The sequence below is a fragment of the Streptomyces sp. NPDC006368 genome, from assembly GCF_040612535.1.
In the GTDB taxonomy this organism is placed as follows: domain Bacteria; phylum Actinomycetota; class Actinomycetes; order Streptomycetales; family Streptomycetaceae; genus Streptomyces.
The window spans coordinates 64,625-90,016 of record NZ_JBEXQK010000020.1 but is presented as its reverse complement, the minus strand read 5'-3'; the positions used below and the strand labels follow the sequence as shown (position 1 = coordinate 90,016).

Below are 25,392 nucleotides of genomic sequence, written 5' to 3'. Positions count from 1 at the left end.
CGGTCGCGACCGCTGCCGCGACAGCGGCCGCGATGGCCGCCGGGGCCCCTTCAGGGGGCGCGCACCGCGCGCGGGCCGACGCACTCGGCGCCGTACTCCGCCACCCGCCGCCGCAGCTCCCGGTCGGCCGTGACCACCAGGCACGGCCGACCGGCCGCTTCCCGGGCCAGCTCCGCGATCAGGTCGTCACCGCTGCCGGGCGCCGACTCCACCCGTACCCCCGGCACCGACTCCACCCCGCGCGCGCGTCCCTCGACGACCAGCACGACCTCGACCGGTCCCGGCCGGCCCGCCACGCCCTCGGCCGCGTACGGCACCAGCCGGTCGCGCAGCCGTTCGGCGGCGCCGTGCCGGTCCCGCCACCAGCCGTCCGGTACGGAACCCACGACGTTGGCCGCGTCGACCACCACGAGTACGCTCATGTGCCAAGCGTCTCACCTGCACCGCAGGTGTTACTTCGGTCCAACTACGGTCGCCCGTGAGGTGTCGGACATGGCATTGCGGCCCCTGCGCGGGTTGAGGAAGAACGGCTCCGAGGGCCCGTCCGGGGACGGCACGACGGCCTCCGCCGTCCGGCCCGCGCACCCTCCCGCCACCAGCCGCTGGCTGTTCCTGCGCAAGGACGGCCGGCTCAGCGCGTACGCCGCCACCGAGGGCGGACTGCTGTGCTGGGCCGAGAGCCGCCCCGGCGGCCCCGCATGGGACCCGCCGCGCTTCGTCCCGGTGCGGGACGTGGCGCACGTCGCCTTCGCCCAGGGCGCGGACGGCTATGTGCACCTCGTCGCGCCGCGCGGCGCGGCGCGCGGTGACGACCGGGCCGACGCGGGGATCTCCCACGCGACGCAGTACCAGACGGGCCGCCGCACCACCCGGTGGCATTCCATCGGCCGCCCCTTCGCCGACACGGAGCACGCCGGCGGCCTCGGGCAGCCCGCCGCGACCGTCGGCCACGACGGCTCTCTGTACGTGCTGTCGCTCAGTGCGGGCGGCCGGGCCTGCCTGCGCGCCGAGAAGCGCGACGGCAGGTGGGCCGACTGGGTGGAACTGCCCGGCGACGGCGGCCACCGCTCCCTCGCCGCGTGCACCACCGCGTCCCGGATCGTCCATGCGCTGGGCGTCGGCGACGACAAGGTCGAGCACTGGGCCCAGCCGGGGCCGGGCGCGCGCATCGCACCGTGCGACGCCTTCCCGGTGCGCCTGGTGGGCGGCTCCATGACCCCGCTGGAGACCGCCCCCGAGCGCCTCAGCCTGTACGGCACCGACGCCGGCACCGGTGAGCTGGTCGTCCACCGGCCGGGCGGCGACACGGTCGCCCTGGGCCTCACGCCCTCCGGGAGCCCGCCGGCGGTGCTGCGCACGCTCGTCGACGGCCACGACCGCACGGTCCTCGCGGTACGGGACCGGGACGGCCGCGTCCGCGTCGCCGCCTTCCCCACGGGCGCCGAGGAGGCCGGTGTCGACTGGGTGCCCACCGGCGAGCCGGGGCTCGGTGCTCCGGCGCTGGCCTCGGACGGCCACGGCCGCGTGGTCGTCGCCACCGTCGCGGCGGACGGCGGCCTGCGCGTCAGCCGCGGGACGATCGGGGCGGGCCTTGCCCTGGAGCCCTGGACCCGGGCCGCGCCGAATTGATTTGACCGGGAAGACCAAGATCGACTTTCCTTGGGGCGACTGTGAAGACTTCACACACAAGGGGGAAGTTTCTTGCGAGTAAAGCAGGTTCGGGTCATCGCCGTCGCCGCGGTGGCCGCGACCGTCCCCACGGTCCTCTTCGGCGTCCCGGCGCTCGCTGCCGGAAGTGACGTCAAGCCCGCCGCTTCCGTATCGGCCCAGGGCTCGGCGGCGTCGGCGGAGGAGGACCGGGTGGCGATCCTCAGGATGCTGGCCAACCCGTACGTGGGCCGGGGGGTGCGGCAGGCGGCGCAGAAGGCGCTCGACGGCACCGCGGAGGACATGCGGCGGTTCCTGGAGACCGGCCAGTACCAGGCCCGGCTGGAGGACGACCGGGTGCGCGTCGCGCAGATCGCGCACGTGGGCGGCCCCGGCGTGAAGAAGGCCGCGAGCAAGGCGCTGGACGGCACCGCCGAGGACATCGTGGCCTTCCTGGAGACCGGGCAGCACCGGGCCCGCCTGGAGGACGACCAGGTACGGATCGGCCAGATCCACAACTGGGGCGGCCCCGAGGTGAAGGCAGCCGCCCAGAAGGCGCTGAAGGGCACGCCGGAGGAGGTCCGGCGCTTCCTGGAGACCGGCCAGCACCAGGCCCGCCTGCAGGACGACCGGGTGCGCGTCGCGCAGATCGTCAGCGTGGGCGGGGCGAACGTGAAGGCGGCCGGGAGGAAGGCGCTGAACGGCACCGCGGACGACATCCGCCGGTTCCTCGACGTCGGCCACCACGAGGCCTTCGCCAAGGACAAGGCCGCCGAGGCCGCGGCGGCGAAGAAGAAGCGCTGAGGGTTCCGGCACAACGCACTGCCCCGGCACCGCGGACGCGGTGCCGGGGCAGTGTGCGTGGGGACGTTACGCCGGGACGCTCGCGACGCCCTGCGGCAGGAAACGCTTGCCGTTCACGCGCTCCGAGACACCCTCGCGGTCCAGGTACGGCGTGATGCCGCCCAGGTGGAAGGGCCAGCCGGCGCCCGTGATGAGGCAGAGGTCGATGTCCTGCGCCTCGGCGACGACACCCTCCTCCAGCATCAGGCCGATCTCCTGCGCCACCGCGTCCAGGACACGGGCGCGGACCTGCTCCTCCGTCAGGACGGCGTCACCCTGCTTGAGCAGCGCCGCGACCTCGGGGTCGAGCTCGGGCTTGCCCGAGTCGTACACGTAGAAGCCGCGCTTGCCCGCCTCGACGACGGCCTTCAGGTTCGGGGAGACCTTGAATCGGTCCGGGAAGGAACGGTTCAGGGTCTCCGAGACGTGCAGACCGATCGCCGGGCCGACCAGCTCCAGCAGCACCAGCGGCGACATCGGCAGACCCAGCGGCTCGACGGCCTTCTCGGCCGTGGCGACCGGGGTGCCCTCGTCGATGATGTTCTGGATCTCGCCCATGAAGCGGGTGAGGATGCGGTTGACGACGAACGCCGGGGCGTCCTTGCACAGCACCGCGGTCTTCTTCAGCTTCTTGGCGACACCGAACGCCGTCGCCAGCGACGCGTCGTCCGTCTTCTCGCCGCGCACGATCTCCAGCAGCGGCAGGACCGCCACCGGGTTGAAGAAGTGGAAGCCGACGACCCGCTCCGGGTGCTCCAGCTTCGACGCCATCTCCGTCACCGACAGCGACGAGGTGTTGGTGGCGAGGATCGCGTGCGCCGGGGCGACCGCCTCGACCTCCGCGAACACCTTCTGCTTGACCGACATCTCCTCGAAGACGGCCTCGATGATGAAGTCCGCGTCCGCGAAGCCCTCGGCCTTGTCCAGCACGCCGGACACCAGGGCCTTGAGGCGGTTGGCCTTGTCCTGGTTGACGCGGCCCTTGCCGAGCAGCTTGTCGATCTCGGCGTGGACGTAACCCACGCCCTTGTCGACGCGCTCCTGGTCGATGTCGGTCAGGACGACCGGCACCTCCAGGCGGCGCAGGAACAGCAGCGCCAGCTGGGAGGCCATCAGACCGGCGCCGACGACACCGACCTTGGAGACCGGGCGCGCCAGGCTCTTGTCGGGCGCGCCCGCCGGGCGCTTGGCGCGCTTCTGGACCAGGTTGAAGGCGTAGATGCCGGAGCGCAGCTCGCCGCCCATGATGAGGTCCGCGAGCGCGGTGTCCTCGGCGTCGAAGCCCTTCTGCAGGTCACCGTCCTTGGCGGCCTCGATGATCTCCAGGGCGCGGTACGCGGCCGGGGCCGCGCCGTGCACCTTGGAGTCCGCGATGAACCGGCCACGGGCCACCGCGGCGTCCCAGGCCTCGCCGCGGTCGACGTCCGCGCGCTCGACGACGATCTCGCCCTTGAGGACGGAGGCCGTCCACAGCAGCGACTGCTCCAGGAAGTCCGCGCCCTCGAAGATCGCGTCGGCGATCCCCAGCTCGTACACCTGCGCGCCCTTGAGCTGCTTGTTCTGGTTGAGCGAGTTCTCGATGATGACCGAGACCGCGCGGTCCGCGCCGATCAGGTTCGGCAGGATCGCGCAGCCGCCCCAGCCCGGGACCAGACCGAGGAAGACCTCGGGCAGCGAGAACGCCGGCACGGCCGCCGACACGGTGCGGTAGGTGCAGTGCAGACCGACCTCGACACCGCCGCCCATCGCCGCGCCGTTGTAGTACGCGAACGTCGGGACGCCCAGCGCGGACAGGCGCTTGAAGACGTCGTGGCCGCCCTTGCCGATGGCGAGCGCGTCCTCGTGCCGCTTCAGCAGCTCGACGCCCTTGAGGTCGGCCCCGACGGCGAAGATGAACGGCTTGCCGGTGATGCCGACACCGACGATCGTGCCCTCGGACGCCTCCTTCTCGACCTGGTCGATGGCGGTGTTGAGGTTCGCCAGCGACTGCGGCCCGAAGGTGGTCGGCTTCGTGTGGTCGAAACCGTTGTCCAGCGTGATCAGCGCGAACCGGCCCGCGCCGAAGGGCAGGTCGAAGTGGCGTACGTGGGCGCTGGTGACGACCTCGTCCGGGAACAGCTCGGCCGCACCCTTCAACAGCTCAGCGGTGGTGCTCACTTGTCGCCTCCGGCGTCCTTGTGGTGCGGGTTCTCCCAGATGACCGTGGCGCCCATGCCGAAGCCGACGCACATGGTGGTGAGGCCGTAGCGGACCTCCGGCTGCTCCTCGAACTGGCGGGCCAGCTGCGTCATCAGACGGACGCCGGAGGAGGCCAGCGGGTGGCCGAACGCGATGGCGCCGCCGTACTGGTTGACGCGCGCGTCGTCGTCGGCGATGCCGTAGTGGTCGAGGAAGGCCAGGACCTGGACGGCGAACGCCTCGTTGATCTCGAAGAGGTTGATGTCCTCGATCGACAGACCGGCCTTGGCGAGTGCCTTCTCGGTCGCCGGGATCGGGCCGTAGCCCATGACCTCGGGCTCGACGCCGGCGAAGGCGTACGAGACCAGGCGCATCTTGACCGGCAGGCCGATCTCGCGGGCGAAGTCCTCGGACGCGATGATCGAGGCGGTGGCGCCGTCGTTGAGACCCGCGGCGTTACCGGCGGTGACGCGGCCGTGCGTACGGAACGGCGTCTTCAGCCCGGCGAGGCTCTCCAGCGTGGTGCCCGGGCGCATCGGCTCGTCGGCGGTGACCAGGCCCCAGCCCGTCTCGCCGGCCTCCGCGTTGGTGCGGCGCACCGAGATCGGCACCAGGTCCTGCTGGATCTTGCCGTTGGCGTACGCCTTGGCGGCCTTCTCCTGCGAGCGCACGGCGTACTCGTCGGCGCGCAGCTTGGTGATGTGCGGGTAGCGGTCGTGCAGGTTCTCCGCGGTCATGCCCATGAACAGGGCCGACTCGTCGACCAGCTTCTCGCTGACGAAGCGCGGGTTGGGGTCGACGCCCTCACCCATCGGGTGGCGGCCCATGTGCTCGACGCCACCGGCGATGACGGCGTCGTACGCGCCGAAGGCGATGGAACCGGCGACCGAGGTCACGGCGGTCAGCGCGCCCGCGCACATGCGGTCGATCGAGTAACCGGGCACGGACTGCGGCAGGCCCGCCAGGATGCCCGCCGTGCGGCCCAGGGTCAGACCCTGGTCGCCGATCTGCGTGGTCGCGGCGATGGCGACCTCGTCGATCTTCTTGGGGTCCAGGGCCGGGTTGCGGCGCAGCAGCTCCCGGATGGCCTTCACGACGAGATCGTCGGCGCGGGTCTCGTGGTAGATGCCCTTCGGGCCCGCCTTGCCGAACGGGGTGCGGACGCCGTCGACGAAGACGACGTCCTTGACGGTACGAGGCACGATGGCTCTCCTCCAGGGTGCGGGATGGCACTGCACTGCTGCGGGCACGCGACTAAGCGCGCGCTTGCACGCCCCATGCTACTTACGGGTAACCAAGCTGCACAGTCCCCTCGCCCGGAGCGGCGAACGTCACACTGCGTGGCCATGGAAGAAGGGTGCCCCCTCCGGGGGAGGGAGCACCCTTTCGTCCGGTGCGACGGTGCGACGGTGCGGTGGTGCGGCGGTGCGGCGGTGCGGAGCCTGCGGTCGCCGCGTGCGTGCGGCGCCCGTGCGCGGGCGGCTACGCCGTCGCGGCCGTCAGCGCTCCCACCAGCACCGGCGTCACCTGCTCCACCTGCCAGGGCCGTGCCCCGTACCCGGCGAGCGCGCCCGCCACGCTCTCCGCGGTGATCTCCTCGGGCGGCTCCCAGCACACCCGGCGCACCGTGTCCGGCGTGATCAGGTTCTCCTGCGGCAGGTTCAGCGCCTCGGCGAGTGCCGAGACCGCCGTACGGGCCGCCGAGAGCCGGGCCGCGGCAGCCGGGTCCTTGTCCGCCCAGGCGCGCGGCGGCGGCGGGCCCAGCACCGGCTGACCGGGCTGCGGCAACTCGGAGTCGGGCAGCTCCCTGGCCCGGTCCACGGCGGCCTGCCACTGCTCCAGCTGGCGGCGCCCCATGCGGTGCCCGAACCCGGGCAGCGCGGTCAGCGCGTGCACGGTCGGGGGCAGGGCGAGGGCGGCCTCGACGATCGCGGCGTCGCTGAGCACCTTGCCGGGCGACACGTCACGCCGCTGGGCGATCCGGTCGCGGGCCGTCCACAGCTCCCGCACCACGGCCATCTGACGGCGCCGGCGCACCTTGTGCATCCCGGACGTACGGCGCCAGGGGTCCTTGCGCGGCGGGGGCGGCGGGGCCGAGGCGATCGCGTCGAACTCCTGGTACGCCCACTCCAGCTTGCCCTGCCGGTCGAGGTCCTTCTCCAGTGCGTCACGCAGGTCGACGAGCAGCTCGACGTCCAGCGCGGCGTACCGGAGCCAGGGCTCGGGCAGCGGGCGGGTGGACCAGTCCACCGCGGAGTGCCCCTTCTCCAGGGCGTACCCGAGCACCGACTCGACCATCGCGCCGAGCCCGACGCGCGGGAAGCCCGCGAGGCGCCCGGCCAGCTCGGTGTCGAAGAGCCGGTCGGGGGCCATGCCTATTTCGCGCAGGCACGGCAGGTCCTGGGTCGCGGCGTGCAGGATCCACTCCACCCCGGCGAGCGCCTCGCCGAGGCCGGACAGGTCCGGGCAGCCGACCGGGTCGATCAGCGCCGTCCCCGCGCCCTCGCGGCGCAGCTGCACGAGGTAGGCGCGCTGGCCGTAGCGGTAGCCGGAGGCGCGCTCGGCGTCCACGGCGACCGGGCCGGTGCCCGCCGCGAAGGCGGCGATCACCTCCGCCAGGGCGTACTCGTCGGCCACCACGGGCGGAACGCCCTCGCGGGGCTCCAGCAAGGGAATCGGCGTCCCGTCGACTGCGACGCCTGCGACGCCGTCGTCCGGAGGGCCGCCCCCGGTGGTGCGCAGTGCTGTCTCGGCTGCGGTCTCTTGGGCGTCGGTCACCTGTCAAGGGTATCTGTGAACGGCAAGAGCCCGCCGACGGAACGTTCCGTCGACGGGCGGTGGAGCGACGTGATCCGGTCAGTGGATGATTCCCGTACGAAGTGCCACGGCGACCATTCCGGCCCGGTCGCCGGTGCCCAGCTTGCGGGCGATGCGGGCGAGGTGGCTCTTGACGGTCAGTGCGGACAGGCCCATCGAGACGCCGATGGCCTTGTTCGACTGGCCTTCGGCGACCAGCCGGAGCACCTCGACCTCACGGCCGGAGAGCTCTCGGTAGCCGCCCGGGTGGCTCGGGGTGCCGGGGGGACGGCGGTGCATCCGGGCGGCGGCGCCGATCGGGGCGGCACCGGGACGGGTGGGGTGGCCGATGTTCGTACGGGTGCCGGTGACGACGTAGCCCTTGACGCCGCCCGCCAGGGCGTTGCGTACGGCACCGATGTCATCGGCCGCCGACAGGGCCAGGCCGTTCGGCCAGCCCGCGGCGCGGGTCTCGGACAGCAGGGTCAGCCCGGAACCGTCGGGCAGGTGGACGTCGGCAACGCAGATGTCGCGCGGGTTGCCGACGCGGGGACGAGCCTCCGCGATGGACGACGCCTCGATGACGTCACGCACTCCGAGGGCCCACAAGTGGCGGGTCACGGTGGAGCGGACGCGCGGGTCGGCCACGACGACCATGGCCGTCGGCTTGTTCGGGCGGTAGGCGACCAGGCTTGCGGGCTGCTCGAGGAGAACGGACACCAGGCCTCCTGGGAAGGTGCGGGACACAGCCGGCTCGGGGAAGAAGCCGGGCGAACCGTGTTTGAAGGGTCACAGACCTCTTCGGCAGCCCACCCGTCCGCCTTTAGAGAAAGATCGCGATTTGATGAGTAACAATTGGGGCAATTCGGACGGGTGATCGATCATCCTACGAGCGCCCCCTTTCGCCCGGGGCCGCGCGCCATCCCGCGCCGGAGTGCGTCCCGTGGCGTGCGGGCGGCTCCCGTCGCGCCTGCCGGGAGGGGCGTCGCGTCCGGGGGAGGGGCGGCGGTGCCTCGCCGCGTCCGACCCTAGCGGCGCGCCGGGACCGCCCGGAGCGCGCCGGTCCCGGGCGGGACGGGCTCACCCGGGGTGCCGCTCTCCCGGGATCGGTCGCGGTCCACCCGCACGGGTGGCCCCGGTCGCGTACCGGGACCTCCGTCCGGGGAACCGGTGGCGCGGCGCGCGTGCCGAGCCACCGGGGCGCGGCTCCTGTCGGTGGGTGGGGTGCGGGGCCCCTCCGGCCCGGCTCTCCCTGGCGGCCCGGGCCCTTCGTGTTGAACTCCCCGGCTGCGCCGCCGACCCCTGCGGCACGACCCCGCACGGCCCCACCCTGCGCCCCATGCCGGGTGCGGGCCGGCTCGGTGGTGGCAGGCGCCGGGCTGCGGGGCGCTGCCCCCGCCCCCGCGCCGTTTCCGGGTGCGGGGCGGTGGAGTTCGCGGGTGCGGCCCGTTACGGGCGCTGGGGGCCGCGGCGCTGGGGGAGGGAGACCACGCCCGCGCCCGGGTCCAGGGGGCCCGGGGAAGACGGGGGGAGGCCCGCGATCTGGCACAGGAGGTCGCACCAGGCCGCCAGGTGCGCCGCCGTGTCCGGAACCCCGCCGCGTCCCTCACGCGGCGTCCACGACGCGCGGATCTCGATCTGGGTCGCCGGCCTGCGGTCCGCGAGTCCACCGAAGTAGTGAGACCCCGCGCGGGTGACGGTGCCGCCGGCCTCGTCGTAGGACAGGCCCCGCGCCTCCAGCGCGCCCGTCAGCCACGACCAGGACACCTCGGGCAGCAGCGGATCGGCCGCCATTTCGGGCTCCAGCTCCGCACGCACCAGCGTGACGAGCCGGAAGGTGCCCTGCCAGGCCTCGTGGCCGGCGGGGTCGTGCAGCAGCACGAGCCGTCCGTCCGCCAGATCCTCCTCGCCCTCGACGACCGCCGCCTCCAGCGCGTACGCGTACGGGGCCAGCCGCTGCGGCGGACGGGTCGGATCGACCTCGACCTCCGGCCGCAGCCGCGCCGTGCGCAGTGCGTCCACCGCCAGCCCGAAGGCCGACGGGACGGGGTTCCCCTCCCTGCTGTCCGTGCCTTCGGCACCTTCGGAGTGATCGGAAAACTGTCCCTGAGCCGCAGCCATGCGGGGAAGAGTAGGCGGAAGGAGCCCTTCGCGCAGGGAGGGACACCCTCACCGGCCGAGCGGCTTGCCCGCGCGTGCGAAGATTCTGGGCGTGAGTGCCAACGATCTCCCCCTGGCCCGAGGCTCAGCCCCGGCCGGGGGCACCCCCACCCCGGGCCAGCAGCCGAAGACCTACGACTCCGCCTTCCTGAAGGCGTGCAGGCGCGAGCCCGTGCCGCACACGCCGGTCTGGTTCATGCGCCAGGCGGGACGCTCGCTGCCCGAGTACCTGAAGGTACGCGAGGGCATTGCGATGCTGGAGTCGTGCATGCGACCGGAGCTCGTCACCGAGATCACCCTCCAGCCGGTGCGGCGGCACAAGGTCGACGCGGCGATCTTCTTCAGCGACATCGTCGTCCCCCTCAAGGCCATCGGCGTCGACCTCGACATCAAGCCGGGCGTCGGCCCGGTCGTCGCCGAGCCGATCCGCCGCCGGGAGGACCTGGAGCGGCTGCGGGACCTGACCCCCGAGGACGTCTCGTACGTCACCGAGGCCATCGGCATGCTCACCGGCGAGCTCGGCGCCACCCCGCTGATCGGTTTCGCGGGCGCGCCCTTCACCCTCGCGAGCTACCTCGTCGAGGGCGGCCCGTCCCGCAACCACGAGCACACCAAGGCCCTCATGTACGGCGACCCCGAGCTGTGGGCCGACCTGCTCGACCGGCTCGCCGACATCACCTCCGCCTTCCTGAAGGTGCAGATCGAGGCCGGCGCGTCCGCCATCCAGCTGTTCGACTCCTGGGTCGGCGCCCTGGCACCCGCGGACTACCGCCGCTCGGTCATGCCGGCCTCGGCGAAGGTGTTCCGGGCGGTCGAGGGATACGGCGTGCCGCGCATCCACTTCGGCGTCGGCACCGGCGAGCTGCTCGGCCTCATGGGTGAGGCGGGCGCCGACGTGGTCGGCGTCGACTGGCGCGTCCCGCTGGACGAGGCGGCCCGCCGCGTCGGCCCCGGCAAGGCGCTCCAGGGCAACCTCGACCCGGCGGTCCTCTTCTCCTCCACCGAGGCCGTCGAGGCCAAGACCCGCGAGGTCCTGGACGCCGCGGCCGGCCTGGAGGGCCACATCTTCAACCTGGGCCACGGCGTCCTGCCCACCACCGACCCGGACGCCCTGACCCGCCTCGTCGAGGACGTCCACACGCGGACGGCGGCCTAACCGGCGCGGCGCACCGCCGTCACCGCCTTGCGGGCCGCGACCTGGACCGGGTCCCAGACCGGGGAGAACGGCGGGGCGTAGCCCAGGTCGAGGGCGGCGACCTGCTCGACGGTCATCCGGGCCGTCAGCGCCACCGCCGCGATGTCCACGCGCTTCGCCGCGCCCTCACGGCCCACGATCTGGACGCCGAGGAGCCGGCCGGAGCGGCGTTCGGCGAGCATCTTCACCGTCATCGGCGCCGCGCCGGGGTAGTACCCGGCGCGGCTCGTCGACTCGACGGTCACCGTCACGAACCGGAGCCCCACCGCCTCCGCGTCCCGCTCGCGCAGGCCCGTGCGGGCGATCTCCAGCGAGCAGACCTTGCTCACCGCCGTACCGACCACACCCGGGAAGGTGCCGTAGTCGCCGGCCACGTTGGCGCCGATGACCTGGCCGTGCTTGTTGGCGTGCGTGCCCAGCGGGATGTGCCGTTCGCGGCCCGACACCAGGTCCAGGACCTCCACGCAGTCGCCGCCCGCCCACACGTCCTCCCGGCCCCGCACCCGCATCGTCAGATCGGTGAGCAGGCCGCCGTACGCGCCGACCGGCAGCCCCGCCGCGCGGGCCAGGGTCGTCTCGGGCTCGACACCCATGCCGAGGACGACGACGTCCGCCGGGTACTCGGCGTCCTCGGTCGCCACCGCCCGCACCCTGCCGTCCTCACCCGTCAGGACCTTGGTGACCTCCGTGCCGCCGACGGTGGTGATGCCGAGCCCGTCCATCGCCTCGTGCACCAGCCGGCCCATGTCCGGGTCCAGCGTCGACATCGGCTGCTCGCCCCGGTTGAGGACCGTCACCCCGTAACCGCGTTTGAGCAGCGCCTCGGCCATCTCGACGCCGATGTAACCGGCGCCGACGACGACGGCGCGCCGCCCCGGCGACCCGTTCAGCGTGTCCAGCAGGGCCTGGCCGTCGTCGAGGGTCTGCACCCCGTGCACGCCCGGGGCGTCGATGCCCGGCAGCGGCGGCCGCACCGGCCGGGCGCCGGTCGCGATCACCAGCTTGTCGTAACCCGTCCAGGACTCGGCGCCCGACTCCTGATCGCGCACGCGTACCCGCCGGCCGTCGACGTCCAGCTCGGTCACCTCGGTCCGCAGCCGCAGGTCGATGCCCCGCTCGCGGTGCTCCCGCGGACCGCGCGCGATGAGCCGGTCGCGGTCGTCCACATCACCGCCGACCCAGTACGGGATGCCGCACGCGGAGTAGGAGGTGAAGTCGGTGCGCTCGAAGGCGACGATCTCCAGCTCGTCCGGGCCCCTCAGCCTGCGGGCCTGCGACGCGGCCGACATGCCCGCCGCGTCACCGCCGATGACCACCAGTCGTTCTCGTCCCGCTCGTCCCATGGGGACACGCTACGGCGCACCCGCGCCGTCACCGGAGAGGGGGCTCGCTCAGCGGTTGCGGTCGGCACCCGCAACGGCGTTTGAGAGAGTGGACCCATGAACGCGGACACACCCCAGGGCGGCCACGTGGTCGTCATCGGCGGCGGTATCGCCGGGCTCGCCGCCGCCCACCGGCTGATCACCGCCGGCCGGCGCGTCACCCTGCTGGAGGCCACCGGACGCCTCGGTGGCAAGCTCCACGCCGGCGACATCGCCGGCGCCCCCGTCGACCTCGGCGCCGAGTCGATGCTCGCCCGCCGCCCCGAGGCCATCGACCTCGCGCGGGCCGTCGGCCTCGGCGACCGCCTCCAGCCGCCCGCGACCACCGCCGCCGCCGTGTGGACCCGCGACGCCCTGCGCCCCATGCCCAAGGGCCACGTCATGGGCGTCCCGGCGGACGCCGCCGCCCTCACCGGCCTGCTGTCCCCCGAGGGCCTCACCCGCATCGAGCGCGAACGCGACCTCGCCCCCGCCGACCCGCTCGACCTCGGCGACGACGTCGCCATCGGGGCGTACGTCGCCGGGCGCCTCGGCCGCGAGGTCGTCGACCGGCTCGTCGAGCCGCTCCTCGGCGGGGTGTACGCGGGCGACGCGTACACGATCTCCATGCGGGCAGCCGTACCGAAGCTGTTCGAGGCCGCCCGCACCCACGGCACCCTCACCGAGGCCGTGCGCGCCGTGCAGCGAGGAGCTCAGGGGCAGACCGGGCCCGCCTTCATGGGCATCGAGGGCGGCATCGGCACGCTCCCCGGCGCCGTCGCCGACGCGATCACCGCACAGGGCGGCGAGATCCTCACCGACATGCCCGTCCACGCCCTGACCCGGTCGGCCGGGGGCTGGGACGTCCGTACCGGCGAACGCGTCATCCACGCCGACGCCGTCATCCTCGCCACGCCCGCCCGGTCCGCCTCCGCGCTCCTGGCCGCCGAGTCCCCGGCCGCCGCCACCGAACTCGCCGCCGTCGAGTACGCGTCGATGGCCCTCGTCACCTTCGCCTTCCGGCGCGCCGACGCCGAGGCGGTCCTGCCCGCGGGCTCCGGCTTCCTCGTGCCGCCCGTCGACGGCCGCACCATCAAGGCGTCCACCTTCTCGTCGCAGAAGTGGCGGTGGACCGACGAGGGCTCCGGCGACCTCGTCGTGCTCCGCACCTCCATCGGCCGGTACGGCGAGGAGGAGCACCTGGAGCGGGACGACGCCGACCTCGTCTCCGTGTCGCTGGAGGACCTCACCGCCGCCACCGGCCTCGCCGCCAGGCCGGTGGCCACCGAGGTCACCCGGTGGACCGGCGGCCTGCCGCAGTACCCCGTCGGTCATCCGGCGCGCGTCGCGCGCATCCGCGACGCCGTCGCCAAACTGCCCGCCCTGCGCGTCTGCGGGGCCGTCTACGACGGTGTCGGCATCCCCGCCTGCGTCGCGAGCGCCCGGCGCGCGGCGGACGAGATCCTCGCCACGCCGACCCTGGCGCAGGGCACCCTGAGTGACGAGCGAGAATAGCCCCATGAGTGCGCCCGAAAAGATCCCGAACGCCGGTAAGAAGGCGAAGGACCTCAACGAGGTCATCCGCTACACCCTGTGGTCCGTCTTCAAGCTGCGCGACGTCCTGCCCGAGGACCGGGCCGGCTACGCCGACGAGGTCCAGGAGCTGTTCGACCAGCTCGCCGCCAAGGACATCACCGTGCGCGGCACGTACGACGTCTCCGGTCTGCGCGCCGACGCCGATCTGATGATCTGGTGGCACGCCGAGACCTCGGACGCGCTCCAGGAGGCGTACAACCTGTTCCGCCGCACCAGGCTGGGCCGCGCCCTGGAGCCGGTGTGGTCGAACATGGCGCTGCACCGCCCGGCCGAGTTCAACCGCTCCCACATCCCGGCCTTCCTCGCCGACGAGACGCCGCGCGACTACGTCTCGGTGTACCCCTTCGTGCGCTCGTACGACTGGTACCTGCTGCCCGACGAGGACCGGCGGCGCATGCTGGCCGACCACGGCAAGATGGCGCGTGGCTTCCCCGACGTGCGCGCCAACACGGTCGCCTCGTTCTCGCTCGGCGACTACGAGTGGCTCCTCGCCTTCGAGGCGGACGAGCTGTACCGCATCGTGGACCTCATGCGCCACCTGCGCGCCTCCGAGGCCCGCATGCACGTGCGCGAAGAGGTCCCGTTCTACACCGGCCGGCGCAAGTCGGTCGCGGACCTGGTGGCGGGCCTGGCCTGACGGCCCGGCCCGGGCCTGACCCCAGGCCCGGCCACCCCTCGACCCGGAAGATCAGACGGCGGGCGTCCGCCGCTCCAGCGACACCGGGTCCGGCTCCCGGTGCGGCGCGCACGACGCGCGCCGCACCGGCGTCCTCCCCTGGAGCAGATACGCCTCCAGATACCCGTTCACGCACGCGTTGGGCCCGCCCGCGACACCGTACGGCGTGGCCGCGTCCCGTTCGGCCGCCAGGATCAGCGTCGGGGGCAGCGCGCCCGGCTCCGCCCGCACATCGAGCGGCTGCTGCCGGGGCGCGGGCCGGTAGGCGCACGGCAGGTTCAGCCACACGTTGGCCCACGTCTCGAACGGCGCCTCCCGCGCCGGCAGCGTGTTGTCGCGGTCCCAGACCCGCCAGTCCGTCGGCCAGGGCCCGTCGTCGCACTCCACCGCCGTGTGGACGGCGTTGCCGTTCTCCGCCTCCCGCGCCGCCTCCGCGCGCGGCGCCGCCTGCTCGATCAGCGGCTGCGCGTTGCCCTTCAGGAACTCCGACAGGGCCGTCGCCCGCGGGACCCACAGATCGTCGTAGTAGCCCGCCCCCAGGTACGCGGCCTGGAGCCGGCCCGGGCCGACCTTCCCGCCGGCCGGCCGGCGGGCGAGCTCGGCACTCACCTTCTCGTAGGCCCGCCGCACCACCTCCGCGTCCGCGCCCAGGTGGTACGTGTCGTCGTGCCGGGCGACCCAGGTGCAAAAGTCCAGCCAGCGCCGCTCGAAGGCGCGCGACTGGCCGAGGTTGTTCCGGTACCAGATGCGGCCGGGGGAGGGGTCGACCACCGAGTCGAAGACCATCCGGCGCACCCGGCCCGGGAAGAGAGTCGCGTACAGCCCGCCCAGGTACGTGCCGTACGACGCACCCAGGTACGTCAGCTTCCGCTCGCCCAGCGCCGCCCGCAGCACCTCCAGGTCGCGGGCGTTGTTGAGCGACGTGTAATGGCGCAGCGCGGGGCCCGCGTGCCGCTCGCAGCCCCGTGCGTAGGCCCGCGCCCTCGCGATCCGCTCCTTCTTGTACGACGCGGACGGCTCCGCCGGTGCCGGGGTCGGCGCCTTGACGAAGTCCGCGGGGTCCTGGCAGCTGAGCGGCGCGGAGTCGTCCACGCCGCGCGGGGTGTACCCGACGAGGTCGTACGCGCGGGCGACGCGCCGCCACTCGGGTAGCTCGGCGGACGCCGGGAACCACAGCGAACCCGCTCCGGGGCCACCGGGGTTGAAGACCAGGGCGCCCTGCCGTTCGGCGGGTTCGCCGAGCGCCCCGGCCCGGCTGACCGTCAGGGTGATCCGGCCGCCGTCGGAGCGGGCGTAGTCGAGGGGGACCTCGACGGTGCCGCACTCGACCCCGGAGGGCGGCTTCCCCGCCGCGGGGCAGGGGCCGAAGGCGATGCCGGTGGCGGCGGCGCGCTGGGCGGCGCGTGCGGCGCCCAACGCCTCGGCGGTGGCGGTCTCCAGGCCCCCGGCGGGCGTGGCGGCGAGAGGGGACAGGACCAGGGAGCCGACGGCTCCGCACAGGGCGACTGCTCTCATCGCGGTCCCTTCGTCGGCGTGCGGGCGCGGAACGGCGCGGACGCGCGGAACAGAGGGATCCTTCTCCGGAGGGTGACGCCGGTCCAGGATCTTCGCCGCGGTGTCGGGGTCAACCACCCTTATGGGGTGGGACGTACGGGGCTCCCTTCACGGCGGAGTCACGGGGCGGAGAGCGCCGCCCGCAGGGCCGGGTCGTCCACGGCGGCCACGCCGCCGATCGCGACGGCGGTCAGCGGGTCGCGCGGGGTGACCCGGGCGAGGAGCCGCTGGCCGGCGGGGGAGGCCCAGCGGGTGTACGGATGGACCTCGATACGGGCGATGACGAGACAGCCCAGGGTGAGGACGAGCGGCAGCGCGAACCACGCCATCCCCGGGCCGGGCGGGACGTGGCCGGCCGGGAGGAGCAGTGGTACGGCGGCGGCCAGCAGGACGGTGAGGGCGGTCGCGCCGCGCACGGCCCGTATCGAGGCGCCGACGGCCGCGCGGGCGCCCTCGGGGACGGCCAGGCCGGCCGCGACGAGACGGTCCGCGAGGGCGTGTACGGCGGGGGAGCGGGCGGCGGCGGTGCGGACCGCCGCTGTCCGGGACTGCCCTCCGGGCCCTATCGCGCCGATGACGGAACGCTCCAGGTCGTCCTCGCCCGCCGGGTCGACGACGGTCGCCCAGCCGGTGTGCGCGAGGAGCAGCCGGCGGCGGCGGTGCATCGAGACCAGGGTCAGCTCGGTGACGCGGGACGGGCCGCCGGCGAGGAAAGCGGCTTCGTACAGGCTCAGTTCACGGACGCGGTCCCGGTCGGCGGGGGTCTCCGGGCGGTGCGGCGGCTTGGCCGCTTCGACGGCGGCGAGGCACAGCCGCGCGCAACTGACGGCCGCGGCGGTCCACGCCACCAGGAGGAAGGGGAGCCAGAGCATGGCGGAGTTGTACGCGAGGGGGTGGACGGACCGCCATGGGTTTTCCACGATGTGGACGTCACCGGGTCACGGGCTCAGGAACTGGAGCCGCCGCCGCAACTCGACCCGCCACCACCGCAACTGGAGCCGCCACCACTGCTGCCACCGCTGCTGCCTCCACAGCCGGAGCCGCTGCCAGTGCCGCAACCGGACCCGCCTCCACAGCCGGAGCCGCTGCTTCCGCAACTGGCGGACCCGCAGCCCGAGCCGCCCGGATCGGAGGCCGCGCACCACACCGTGACCGCCACCCCGGTGGTGACGAGCGCGTCCGACGACCGGGCGCCACCGCGGTTCATCCGCGCCGCGGCGACCAACTGCTCCGCCAGCACCGGGTCCGGAACCGCCCGCAACCCGTACAGGGCCACCCGGTGCCCCGCGTCCGGGGAGTGGGCGTGTGCCCCCGTGAACGCGGCGATGGCGCGATTGCCCGCGCCGGTCACCCGGCGTCCGGCGACGCTCCCGCACACCCCGGCGACGACGCCGCCCGCGACGAGGACGGGAGCCACCTTCCCGATGAAGGGGATCGGCCACTCGTCGAGCCCGTGAGCCACCAGCTCGATCACCGTCAAAGGGATCGACACGAAGAGCAGCAGCAGGCACGTGAGCCCCTGGGCGAGGCTCCAGCGGCGCCACTTGCGCCCGGCGTCGCGCGGCAGGATCAGGCCCCGTGCGGCGAGAGCGTCACCGACCGCCTGGACCGAGGGGTGTCGCATCGCGGCGAGCCGCAGGACGTGCAGCGCGCCGCTGGGCGCGGAGGCGTGCACGTCGAGGACGGCGCGCTCGACGGGGTCGTACGCGACGGGGCGTTGGACGGCGACGATCCCCGGCCCGGCGACGACGAGACGCCCGTCCTCGTGGAGGGCGGCGATCGCGGCGTCCACGACGCGGGCGGGGCCGCCGCGCAGGAACGCGGCCTCCACCCGGTCGTGAAGGGGACCGCCCGGGCCGGTGCGCCGGCTCGCGGCCGTGCCGCGGATGAGCAGGACCGACGAGAGGGCGACACCCAGGGCGATCAGGACGGCGAGCACGTTCACGGCCGGCTCACCTCCCCGCCAGCGCGGCGCGGGCGGCGCGTACGAACCGGGTGACCCGCCCGGGCGGGCGCGCCCCGGCACGGTCCTGCCACCACAAGGTGAGCCGCCGCCGCGCGGCGGGGTCCGCGGGCTCCCCGGCGACGAGCAGGTGCTCGACGAAGTCGAGCGCGTCGCGCCGGTAACCGCCGCGCATGGGGCGGGACATGGCGTACGCGAGGAACGCGGCGCGGTAGCCGTCCCCGACGATCTCCGGCACCTCGGGCGCGACCTTGGCGACGACCCCGGCCCGCTTGGCGGCCAGCGCCCGGCTCTGCACCCGCAGCCGCGCCCGGTCGAACCCCTCGGGCACCTCCGCCCCCGCGACGAGCGCCCCCAACAGCCCGGCCTGCGCCACCCCCACCCGCTGCCGGGCACCGGGAAGCTCCCCGTCGGGGGACGCCGCGCCCGGAAGTCCTGCGCCCGAAGGCCCCGCGCCGGAGACCCCGGCGCCCGGAAGTCCCGTGCCCGAAGGCCCCGCGCCGGTGACCCCCGCGCCCGGAAGTCCCGTGCCCGAAGGCCCCGCGCCGAAGACCCCGGCGCCCGGAAGTCCCGTGCCCGAAGGCCCCGCGCCGGAGCTCCCCGCGCCCGGAAGTCCCGTGCCCGAAGGCCCCGCGCCGGTGACCCCCGCCGCCGAAGGCCCCGCGCCGAAGACCCCGGCGCCCGGAAGTCCCGTGCCCGAAAGCCCCGCGCCGGTGACCCCCGCCGCCGAAGGCGCCGCCCCCACCCGCTGCCGGGCACCGGGAAGCGCCCCGCCGGAAGGAGCCGCGCCGCAGGACCCCGCGCCGGAGGACACCGCGTCGGAGGACGCCGCGCCGGTGACCCCGGTCGCCGAGGGCGCCGCCGCCGAAAGCGCCGCGCCCGTCAAGGCCGGCTTCCGTGACAGGGCGGCCCTCGGGGCGCGGGCCCGGCCCCGGACGAGCGTTCCCCGGATCGCCGACAGCTCCGCCGCCAGTTCGGACGCCGGGGGGAAGTCGTCGTCCCGTTCCAGGAGGACACCCGGCGGGGTGACCCGGGAGGCGAGGTCCGCGAGCACGTCCAGGATCTGGGGCGGCACCGGGTGGGCGTGGGTGTCGTGCCAGACGCCGTCCCGTTCGACGCCGCCCGCCACGTGCACGTACGCGATCGCCTCGACCGGCAGTTCGTCGAGCGCCCTGGAGGGGTCCTCGCCCCGGTTGACGTGGTTGGTGTGCAGGTTGGCCACGTCGATGAGCAGCCGCACTCCGGTGCGGGCCACCAGCTCCGCGAGGAACCGTCCCTCCGTCAGCTCCTCGCCCGGCCAGGACACCAGCGCCGCGATGTTCTCCAGCGCGAGCGGCACCGGCAGCGCCTCCTGCGCGATGCGGACGTTCTCGCACAGTACGTCCAGCGCGTCCCACGTCCGCGGCACCGGCAGCAGGTGACCCGCCTCCAGGCCCCCGGCCCGTACGAACGCGATGTGCTCGGTCACCAGTGGCGCGCCCAGCGCCGTCGCCTTGGCGGCCAGCTCCGCCAGCCGCTCCGCGTCCGGTCGGTCCGCGCCGCCCAGGCCCAGCGACACACCGTGCGGGACGACGGTGACGCCCCGCTCGCGCAGCCGCAGCAAGGAGTCGGGGAGGTGGCCGGCGCAGATGTTCTCGGCGACCACCTCCACCCAGTCCACGCCGGGCAGCCCCTCCACCGCGTCCGCGATCTCCGGTCGCCAGCCGATGCCGGTACCCAGGTTCGTCATGTCCCCCTCCTCCACCGCTGTGGAGGGGTGATGGCCCCGGCGGAGAGCGATCAACCCAGGAGGGGGACCGTTCAGAGCTTCATTTGAGGTTCACCGGTGCACACGGGTTCACGGGTTCACGGGCGGGCGGTTCGTGTTGACCGCCGTCGGCGGGCCGGGCTGCGTCGAGGGGCGGGAGGTGAACGACTGGTCCGTCCCGGTCGGCACGGCCGGGGACGGCGCCGGCGGCAGGTTGCCGTTCGGCGGCGGCGGTCCCGACGGGCTCGCGGTCGCCTGCCCCGCGGCCTCGTTGGCGATGGCGTCGAAGTCGACCTTGCCGGTCTGCTCCAGCATCGTGATGTGGTCGAGCACGGTCTGGTTGGCGTCGGTCGCCAGCTGCCGTATCAGCGTGTTGCGCGTGGTGTGCCGCACCTGGGCGACCAGGGCGAAGACCTTGCCGTGCGCGTTGCGCAGCAGGTTGGCGAACTTCCGCTCGTACTCCTCGCCGCTCGCCGCCGACAACTCCCGCAGCCAGCCCTGCTGCTGCTCCGTCGGCTGGTTGGGCAGCTCCACGCCCAGCTTCGCGGCCACGTCACGCGCCCGCTCGTCCAGGTCGGTGTGGCCGACGACGAGATGGTCACCCGCGTCCTTGATCGCCTGTGACGGTGCCCGTTCGATCGCCTGCTGGCCGGCGGGCAGTTCCCACAGCCCGGCCAGCCGGACCTTGACGAGGAAGTCGCGGTCGGTCGCGGACAGTGGGCCCCACTGCGTGGCGACGGAGGACGCGGTGAGATTGGCCTGGCCGGTACCGGAGCGGTCGGCGTACGACCAGACGGGGAACGCCAGGGCGCCGACCGTGGCGACCAGAGCCGTGATGATGAGTGCCGTGCCGTTGATACGCCGCAACAACAAGGTGGAGCCTCCCGAACCGATGGCAGTACTGGGGAGTACGTATACCGCTGCGGGAACGTTCAGTCGGCTCGAACGGGAAAGTCGGAGACGACCGTGCAGGAGCCCGGAGCGATCTCCGTGAAGCCCGCGTCCCGCACCACCGGCAGCCCGCTCGCGGTCAGTTCGGCCCACCGGTCGCGGTGCGCGGTGCGCACCGCCAGCGGGAAGCCGGCCTCCCGCCACGCCTTGCGGTCCGCGTCCGTCATGGCCCACCACAGCAGCTGGGCGCCATGTCCGACCTGTGCCATCTCCTTGCCGGCCGACATGCTCAGCCCGGGGTTGAGCCACAGCGCGGCCTGGTCGGGACGGGGCCCGGGCAGCTCGCCGGTGTCGTCCAGCTCCGTGCCGGACACCTGGAGCCTGGCCAGCTCCTTGGGCCAGCCGTCCAGCGGTACGGGCGGGAAGACCCGTACCTCCGCGGTGTCACCGGTGACCGTGACGCCCGGCAGCTGCGAGGCCTTGCGCCACTCGGCGCCGCGCGCCCGGCGCACGACTTTGCGGATCCGGGTGTCCTGCCAGTCACGCATGGCTTGCGCCCACGCACCGTCCCCGAGGGAGCGGTCGTCCGAGAGCATCACCAGCACCGCGCGCGCCGCGGTTTCGAGTGCGTCGGTACGGGCGGGGGGCTCCGACCGCTCGATCCGTACGACGAGGGGAAGGACGTACTGCGGGGTGTCGTTGCTGCTCACGCGGCCAGTCTGCCAGCCCCCCGGTCGGCCGTTCTTGGCGGAATGGGTAATTCCGGGACAGGATGCCCGTATGAAAAGCGATCTCTTCGCGTCCGCACACACGGCGCAGCAGGCGACGGTGCCCGGCATGACGTTGCAGAATGCCAAGTCGGTCAAGTACGCGGTCAACGGCGAGATGCACGCGCGCCAGGGCTCGATGATCGCCTTCCGGGGCAATCTGCAGTTCGAGCGCAAGGGCCAGGGCCTGGGCGGCATGCTCAAGCGCGCCGTCACCGGCGAGGGGCTGCCGCTGATGGCCGTGCGGGGCCAGGGCGAGGCGTGGTTCGCGCACGAGGCGCGGAACTGCTTCATCATCGACATCGAACAGGGCGACGCGCTCACCCTCAACGGCCGCAACGTCCTGTGCTTCGACGCCACCCTCCAGTACGAGATCAAGACGGTGAAGGGCGCCGGGATGACCGGCGGCGGCATCTTCAACAGCGTCTTCACGGGGTACGGCAAGCTGGCCGTGATCTGCGAGGGCGACCCCATCGTCATCCCGGTCACCACGCACCAGCCGGTGTACGTCGACACCGACGCCGTCGTCGGCTGGAGCGACCAGCTGAACACCTCGCTGCACCGCTCGCAGTCCCTCGGCTCGATGATCCGCGGCGGCTCGGGCGAGGCGGTGCAGCTGATGCTGGAGGGTGAGGGGTTCGTGATCGTGCGGCCCAGCGAACTCACCACGGAGAAGGCGAAGCAGGGCTGAACCTCCAGGGGGTGGGCCGCCGTTACGGCGCCCGCGGGCCGTGGGTCCTGCGCGGCGCCGACCTCGCGCTGCCCCCGCGCATGCCGCGATCGCCCTGAGCGCGCTGCTCGCCCTGGTCACCCCCGGCTCCCCGGCGCGGCACGCGGTCACGGCCCTGGTCACCGGCTCCCTCACCGGCACCGTCGATCCCCCCTGGCTCGCGTTCGTGGGCGCCATGGCCGTCGCGGCGGCGACGGCGCTGGCCTGCCGGCTCACGGCCCGCGAGTGAGCGGCGGCGCCCGTGGACAGCGGCGCGAGTACGCTCGTACACATGGACGACTCGTACTGCGAAACGTCGGCGGCCGAGACCGCCGCGCCCGGGCCGACGACCGCCGAGGGCCCGCCGTACGCCGCCTGCGTCCTGTGCCAGGAGCCGACGGAGTACCCGGAGTCGACCAAGGGCATCACGCTGTGCCCGGTCTGTGAGTGGCGGGAGGCCGAGCGCACCGCCTGTTCCGGCTGAGCGCGCCTGTCCGGGCGGCCGAGCGGGCGCCTGTCCGGGCCGGGGCGCGTCAGACCGCGGCGCGGCGGTAGCTGCTGCCGTCCCTGGTGCGGGTCAGCAGCCCGGCCACGACCAGGTACCGGCGCAGCGCCGAGCAGTCCTCGTGGACGGTGAGCAGCGCGTCGTTGACCTCGCGCTCGCTGTACGCGCGGTCCCGCTCGAACAGCGCGTGGGCGAGGTGCGTGAGCAGCTGTTCACGGCGGGCCGCCTTGCGCGGGATGGCGGTCAGCCGGCCGCGGGAGAAGAGAGCGGTCACCGCGTGGGAGCCGCCGGTCAGGTCGTCGGACATGGCGGGAGCCTCGCAGCCGGGTGGACGCCGGGGCAACGTGTTTTCCGGCGGGCCCGGTCGCGCCCGGCTCACGGTGGGCCTCGTCAGGCGCCGTTCCGGTCCGCCCGCATCAGCTCGGACACCTTGACGAAACGGTAGCCGCGCCTGCGCAGCTCCGGCACGATCGTCCGGACCGCCTCCTCGGTGACCGGCGCCGCGCTGCGGGTGCAGTGCAGCACCACCAGGGAGCCCGGTCTCACGCCCGCGAGGACCTGTTCGGCGACCGCGTCCGGGTCGGTCGCGAAGGCGTCGCCGCTGATCACGTCCCACTGCACGGCCGTCACCCGCGCGGGCGCCAGGGCGCGCAGCGCGTCGTCGTCGTAGCAGCCGCCGGGAAAGCGGAAGTACGGCACGACGTTGCGGACACCGGCCGCACGGAAGGCGTCGAAAGCGCGGCGCACGTCGGCGGCCATGGCGGTCCGGTCCAGCGTCGGAAGGCCGTAGCAGGGGGCCTTGAAGGCATGGTGGCTGTAGGAGTGGTTGGCGACCTCGAAGCGGGGATCGCTGCCGATCGCCCTGGCCTGCTCGGGGTACTCCTCGGCCCAGCGGCCCGTCATGAAGATCGTCGAGTCGACCTTCAGGCGCTTGAGCGTGGCGATCAGCGCGGGGTTGTCGAACCGCTCCCCGCGCGCGGCGCGGGGGCCCTGATCGGCGGTCATGTCGGCGTCGAAGGTGAGCGCGACGGTCTTCGCGCCGGACGGGGCGCCCCGCTCGTACACGGGGGTGCGCCCCCCGGGACCGGGTGCCAGGTTCGGCGGTGTCCGCGCGAGGCGCGCGGCGGAGGGGCTCGCCGACGCGGGCCGCACCGTGTCGGGGAGGTGCGCGACATCGGCGCCGCCCCCGCCGCAGCCGGTCAGGGCGGCGAGAGCGGTCAGAAATGACAGCTTTCGTACACGGTTGATCACATAGTGAAACTATATGATTATTGTGCGTTTTCAGGGGAGCGGCGGCGCGCGTCGCGTCCCACGTGGTGGAACAGCAGGTTCAGCGCGAACGCCGTCAGGGCCGCGCTCGTGATGCCGCTGGCCAGGATGATCCGCGCCCAGGACGGGAAGCCGTCGTAGATTCCGGGCGCCACCTCCGGCATCAGGCCGACGCCCAGGGCGACTGCCGCGACGGTCAGGTTGTGGCCCTGGTCGAGGTCGACGCGGCGCAGGGTGTTGACGCCCACCATCGTGACCGTCGCGAAGAGGACCAGGGCCGCCGCGCCGACCACCGGGCCCGGCAGCGCCGCGACCAGTGCACCCAGCTTGGGGACGAGCCCGAGGGCGACCAGCAGTCCTCCGGCGACGGCCGTCACGTACCGGCTGACCACGCCCGTGATGCCGATGAGACCGACGTTCTGGCTGAAGACCGTGTCCATGAAGGAGTTCATCGCGCCGCCCAGGACGCCGGACAGGCCGTCGGCGGCGAGGCCGCGTGCCAAGTCCTTGTCGGTCACGGGCCGGCCGGCGGCCTCGCCGACCGCCAGCATGGCCGCCGTCGACTCCGTGAAGATCACCAGCATCACCACGCACATCGCGAGGACGGCGGTCGGCGGGAACCGCGGCGCCCCGAAGTGGAACGGCGCCGCCGGCCCCAGCCAGTCGGTGCCGGACACGCCGGAGAAGTCGGTCAGGCCCATCGGTATCGCGACCAGCGTGCCGCCGACCAGCGCCAGCAGGATGCCGATCTGTCCGAGGAAACCGCGCGCGAAACGGGTGAACAGGACGATGAAGATCAGCACCCCGGCGGCCAGCGCCAGCCGCCCGTCCGAGGCGTGGTCCGCCGCCTTCGGATCGTTGCCGGTGATCAGGCCCGCCGCGACCCCGATGAGCGAGAGCCCGATCACGGTGATCACGGTGCCGCTCACCAGCGGCGGGAAGAACCGCACCAGCCGGGCGAACGGCGCGGCGACCAGCAGCCCGAACAGGCCCGCCGCGAGCATCGATCCGTATACGGCCTGCATGCCGTACTGCTGCTCGATCAGGATCATCGGGGTCACGCCCGCGAAGGTCGCGCCGGTGACGACCGGCAACCGGATACCGAGGAGCCGGCTGACGCCCAGGCTCTGTACGACGGTGACCAGCCCCGCCACGAGCAGGTCGGCGTTGATGAGCAGCGCGATGGCGGAGGCGTCGAGACCGGCCGCCGCACCGAAGACCAGCGGCACCGTGACACAGCCGGTGTACATGACCAGCACGTGCTGGAGCCCGAGTGCGGCGAGCCTGGCCAGGGGAGGCCGCTGATCGACGGGGTGGCGACCGGCGGGGTCGCGGGGCGGGGCTGACACGGGAGGTCCTCCAGGGATGACGAGGCGGACCTGCATTGACGCAGTTGATCTTTGTCGGCGTGGGGCGGACGCGTTACGCGCGGGTAACACGAGTGACGGGCTGCCGCCCCGCGTCAGGACGTCACCGCGTCACCTGCACCCCCCGAGTCAGGGCCTCACACCACCCCCGCGTCACGGCGACCGGCC

The 25,392-nt window shown here is 73.7% G+C and carries 24 protein-coding genes; 8 read left to right on the top strand and 16 right to left on the bottom strand.

Annotation, left to right across the window (positions count from 1 at the left end):
• Nucleotides 1-50: 50 nt before the first annotated feature.
• Entirely contained in the window at nucleotides 51-422 is a 372-nt protein-coding gene (locus ABZZ38_RS17410) for an NTP pyrophosphohydrolase (RefSeq protein ID WP_356740432.1), read from the bottom strand.
• 70 nt (nucleotides 423-492) lie between these two features.
• Between ABZZ38_RS17410 and ABZZ38_RS17405 the strand changes: the two genes are divergently transcribed.
• Together ABZZ38_RS17405 and ABZZ38_RS17400 are read left to right on the top strand one after the other, a co-directional pair.
• Entirely contained in the window at nucleotides 493-1,629 is a 1,137-nt protein-coding gene (locus tag ABZZ38_RS17405; protein ID WP_356740430.1) for a hypothetical protein, read from the top strand.
• A gap of 72 nt (nucleotides 1,630-1,701) precedes the next feature.
• A complete protein-coding gene (locus ABZZ38_RS17400; protein ID WP_356740428.1) occupies nucleotides 1,702-2,451 on the top strand; it encodes an ALF repeat-containing protein in 750 nt (249 codons plus the stop codon).
• A 66-nt stretch (nucleotides 2,452-2,517) separates the two neighbouring features.
• Here the strand turns inward: ABZZ38_RS17400 and ABZZ38_RS17395 are convergent, their stop codons facing one another.
• From ABZZ38_RS17395 to ABZZ38_RS17375, 5 genes are all read right to left on the bottom strand, one after another.
• Nucleotides 2,518-4,647 carry a 3-hydroxyacyl-CoA dehydrogenase NAD-binding domain-containing protein gene (locus ABZZ38_RS17395; RefSeq protein WP_356740425.1) on the bottom strand — a complete coding sequence of 710 codons (2,130 nt, stop codon included), beginning with the start codon at nucleotides 4,645-4,647 and terminating at the stop codon, nucleotides 2,518-2,520.
• Entirely contained in the window at nucleotides 4,644-5,870 is a 1,227-nt protein-coding gene (locus ABZZ38_RS17390; protein WP_356740423.1) for an acetyl-CoA C-acyltransferase, read from the bottom strand. Before ABZZ38_RS17390 ends, ABZZ38_RS17395 begins: the two co-directional genes overlap by 4 nt.
• Nucleotides 5,871-6,150: 280 nt before the next feature.
• On the bottom strand, nucleotides 6,151-7,446 hold the full coding sequence (locus tag ABZZ38_RS17385) for a ribonuclease D (RefSeq protein ID WP_356740421.1): 1,296 nt from the start codon (nucleotides 7,444-7,446) through the stop codon (nucleotides 6,151-6,153).
• 78 nt (nucleotides 7,447-7,524) lie between these two features.
• Nucleotides 7,525-8,184, bottom strand: a complete 660-nt coding sequence (locus ABZZ38_RS17380; protein WP_356740419.1) for a response regulator transcription factor — start codon at nucleotides 8,182-8,184, stop codon at nucleotides 7,525-7,527.
• 729 nt (nucleotides 8,185-8,913) lie between these two features.
• Nucleotides 8,914-9,585 (bottom strand): DUF3000 domain-containing protein, encoded by a 672-nt coding sequence (locus ABZZ38_RS17375; RefSeq protein ID WP_356740417.1) that lies wholly within the window; start codon nucleotides 9,583-9,585, stop codon nucleotides 8,914-8,916.
• 112 nt (nucleotides 9,586-9,697) lie between these two features.
• Here ABZZ38_RS17375 and hemE point away from each other — a divergent pair, with 112 nt between their 5' ends.
• Entirely contained in the window at nucleotides 9,698-10,780 is a 1,083-nt protein-coding gene (gene hemE, locus ABZZ38_RS17370) for a uroporphyrinogen decarboxylase (RefSeq protein WP_356740466.1), read from the top strand.
• Here the strand turns inward: hemE and ABZZ38_RS17365 are convergent.
• The gene (locus ABZZ38_RS17365) at nucleotides 10,777-12,162 is read right to left on the bottom strand and encodes an FAD-dependent oxidoreductase (protein WP_356740415.1); all 1,386 of its coding nucleotides are present in this window, start codon (nucleotides 12,160-12,162) and stop codon (nucleotides 10,777-10,779) included. The genes hemE and ABZZ38_RS17365 overlap by 4 nt on opposite strands.
• 96 nt (nucleotides 12,163-12,258) lie before the next feature.
• Between ABZZ38_RS17365 and hemG the strand changes: the two genes are divergently transcribed.
• Both hemG and hemQ read left to right on the top strand, forming a co-directional pair.
• Entirely contained in the window at nucleotides 12,259-13,695 is a 1,437-nt protein-coding gene (gene hemG / locus ABZZ38_RS17360; protein ID WP_356740413.1) for a protoporphyrinogen oxidase, read from the top strand.
• A 4-nt stretch (nucleotides 13,696-13,699) separates the two neighbouring features.
• Nucleotides 13,700-14,413 carry a hydrogen peroxide-dependent heme synthase gene (gene hemQ / locus ABZZ38_RS17355; RefSeq protein ID WP_356740412.1) on the top strand — a complete coding sequence of 238 codons (714 nt, stop codon included), beginning with the start codon at nucleotides 13,700-13,702 and terminating at the stop codon, nucleotides 14,411-14,413.
• Between the two features lie 51 nt (nucleotides 14,414-14,464).
• Here the strand turns inward: hemQ and ABZZ38_RS17350 are convergent, their stop codons facing one another.
• The 6 genes from ABZZ38_RS17350 to ABZZ38_RS17325 all read right to left on the bottom strand — a co-directional run bounded on the left by ABZZ38_RS17350 (nucleotide 14,465) and on the right by ABZZ38_RS17325 (nucleotide 21,317).
• Nucleotides 14,465-15,967, bottom strand: coding sequence for an alpha/beta hydrolase (locus ABZZ38_RS17350; protein WP_356740410.1), 1,503 nt, complete (start codon nucleotides 15,965-15,967; stop codon nucleotides 14,465-14,467).
• A gap of 158 nt (nucleotides 15,968-16,125) precedes the next feature.
• Complete coding sequence (locus ABZZ38_RS17345; protein WP_356740408.1) at nucleotides 16,126-16,878, bottom strand: TIGR04222 domain-containing membrane protein; 753 nt, start codon at nucleotides 16,876-16,878, stop codon at nucleotides 16,126-16,128.
• A 74-nt stretch (nucleotides 16,879-16,952) separates the two neighbouring features.
• On the bottom strand, nucleotides 16,953-17,951 hold the full coding sequence (locus ABZZ38_RS17340; protein WP_356740406.1) for a TIGR04222 domain-containing membrane protein: 999 nt from the start codon (nucleotides 17,949-17,951) through the stop codon (nucleotides 16,953-16,955).
• A gap of 7 nt (nucleotides 17,952-17,958) precedes the next feature.
• Nucleotides 17,959-19,698 (bottom strand): DUF692 family multinuclear iron-containing protein, encoded by a 1,740-nt coding sequence (locus tag ABZZ38_RS17335; protein WP_356740404.1) that lies wholly within the window; start codon nucleotides 19,696-19,698, stop codon nucleotides 17,959-17,961.
• 108 nt (nucleotides 19,699-19,806) lie between these two features.
• On the bottom strand, nucleotides 19,807-20,583 hold the full coding sequence (locus ABZZ38_RS17330) for a DUF4142 domain-containing protein (protein WP_356740465.1): 777 nt from the start codon (nucleotides 20,581-20,583) through the stop codon (nucleotides 19,807-19,809).
• Between the two features lie 65 nt (nucleotides 20,584-20,648).
• On the bottom strand, nucleotides 20,649-21,317 hold the full coding sequence (locus tag ABZZ38_RS17325) for a peptidyl-tRNA hydrolase (protein WP_356740402.1): 669 nt from the start codon (nucleotides 21,315-21,317) through the stop codon (nucleotides 20,649-20,651).
• A gap of 70 nt (nucleotides 21,318-21,387) precedes the next feature.
• Here ABZZ38_RS17325 and ABZZ38_RS17320 point away from each other — a divergent pair, with 70 nt between their 5' ends.
• Genes ABZZ38_RS17320 through ABZZ38_RS17310 form a run of 3 tightly spaced genes read left to right on the top strand, consistent with a single transcriptional unit; the run spans nucleotide 21,388 to nucleotide 22,567 of the window.
• Nucleotides 21,388-22,065 carry an AIM24 family protein gene (locus ABZZ38_RS17320; protein WP_356740400.1) on the top strand — a complete coding sequence of 226 codons (678 nt, stop codon included), beginning with the start codon at nucleotides 21,388-21,390 and terminating at the stop codon, nucleotides 22,063-22,065.
• 40 nt (nucleotides 22,066-22,105) lie between these two features.
• Entirely contained in the window at nucleotides 22,106-22,333 is a 228-nt protein-coding gene (locus tag ABZZ38_RS17315; RefSeq protein WP_356740398.1) for a hypothetical protein, read from the top strand.
• Between the two features lie 42 nt (nucleotides 22,334-22,375).
• On the top strand, nucleotides 22,376-22,567 hold the full coding sequence (locus ABZZ38_RS17310; protein ID WP_356740397.1) for a hypothetical protein: 192 nt from the start codon (nucleotides 22,376-22,378) through the stop codon (nucleotides 22,565-22,567).
• Between the two features lie 49 nt (nucleotides 22,568-22,616).
• Here ABZZ38_RS17310 and ABZZ38_RS17305 read toward each other — a convergent pair whose 3' ends face one another.
• The 3 genes from ABZZ38_RS17305 to ABZZ38_RS17295 all read right to left on the bottom strand — a co-directional run bounded on the left by ABZZ38_RS17305 (nucleotide 22,617) and on the right by ABZZ38_RS17295 (nucleotide 25,206).
• Complete coding sequence (locus ABZZ38_RS17305) at nucleotides 22,617-22,895, bottom strand: DUF2087 domain-containing protein (protein ID WP_356740395.1); 279 nt, start codon at nucleotides 22,893-22,895, stop codon at nucleotides 22,617-22,619.
• 83 nt (nucleotides 22,896-22,978) lie between these two features.
• On the bottom strand, nucleotides 22,979-23,839 hold the full coding sequence (locus ABZZ38_RS17300; protein WP_356740393.1) for a polysaccharide deacetylase family protein: 861 nt from the start codon (nucleotides 23,837-23,839) through the stop codon (nucleotides 22,979-22,981).
• A 17-nt stretch (nucleotides 23,840-23,856) separates the two neighbouring features.
• Nucleotides 23,857-25,206: a nucleobase:cation symporter-2 family protein gene (locus ABZZ38_RS17295; RefSeq protein ID WP_356740391.1), complete on the bottom strand. Its 1,350-nt coding sequence runs from the start codon at nucleotides 25,204-25,206 to the stop codon at nucleotides 23,857-23,859.
• Between the last annotated feature and the right edge of the window lie 186 nt (nucleotides 25,207-25,392).

Excerpts from the sequence above, each read along its gene's own strand:
- ABZZ38_RS17410 (WP_356740432.1), bottom strand. The coding sequence starts at position 422 with ATGAGCGTACTCGTGGTGGTCGACGCGGCCAACGTCGTGGGTTCCGTA.
- ABZZ38_RS17405 (WP_356740430.1), top strand. The coding sequence starts at position 493 with ATGGCATTGCGGCCCCTGCGCGGGTTGAGGAAGAACGGCTCCGAGGGC.
- ABZZ38_RS17375 (WP_356740417.1), bottom strand. The coding sequence starts at position 9,585 with ATGGCTGCGGCTCAGGGACAGTTTTCCGATCACTCCGAAGGTGCCGAA.
- ABZZ38_RS17365 (WP_356740415.1), bottom strand. The coding sequence starts at position 12,162 with ATGGGACGAGCGGGACGAGAACGACTGGTGGTCATCGGCGGTGACGCG.
- hemG (WP_356740413.1), top strand. The coding sequence starts at position 12,259 with ATGAACGCGGACACACCCCAGGGCGGCCACGTGGTCGTCATCGGCGGC.
- hemQ (WP_356740412.1), top strand. The coding sequence starts at position 13,700 with ATGAGTGCGCCCGAAAAGATCCCGAACGCCGGTAAGAAGGCGAAGGAC.
- ABZZ38_RS17350 (WP_356740410.1), bottom strand. The coding sequence starts at position 15,967 with ATGAGAGCAGTCGCCCTGTGCGGAGCCGTCGGCTCCCTGGTCCTGTCC.
- ABZZ38_RS17345 (WP_356740408.1), bottom strand. The coding sequence starts at position 16,878 with ATGCTCTGGCTCCCCTTCCTCCTGGTGGCGTGGACCGCCGCGGCCGTC.
- ABZZ38_RS17335 (WP_356740404.1), bottom strand. The coding sequence starts at position 19,698 with ATGACGAACCTGGGTACCGGCATCGGCTGGCGACCGGAGATCGCGGAC.
- ABZZ38_RS17320 (WP_356740400.1), top strand. The coding sequence starts at position 21,388 with ATGAAAAGCGATCTCTTCGCGTCCGCACACACGGCGCAGCAGGCGACG.
- ABZZ38_RS17310 (WP_356740397.1), top strand. The coding sequence starts at position 22,376 with ATGGACGACTCGTACTGCGAAACGTCGGCGGCCGAGACCGCCGCGCCC.
- ABZZ38_RS17305 (WP_356740395.1), bottom strand. The coding sequence starts at position 22,895 with ATGTCCGACGACCTGACCGGCGGCTCCCACGCGGTGACCGCTCTCTTC.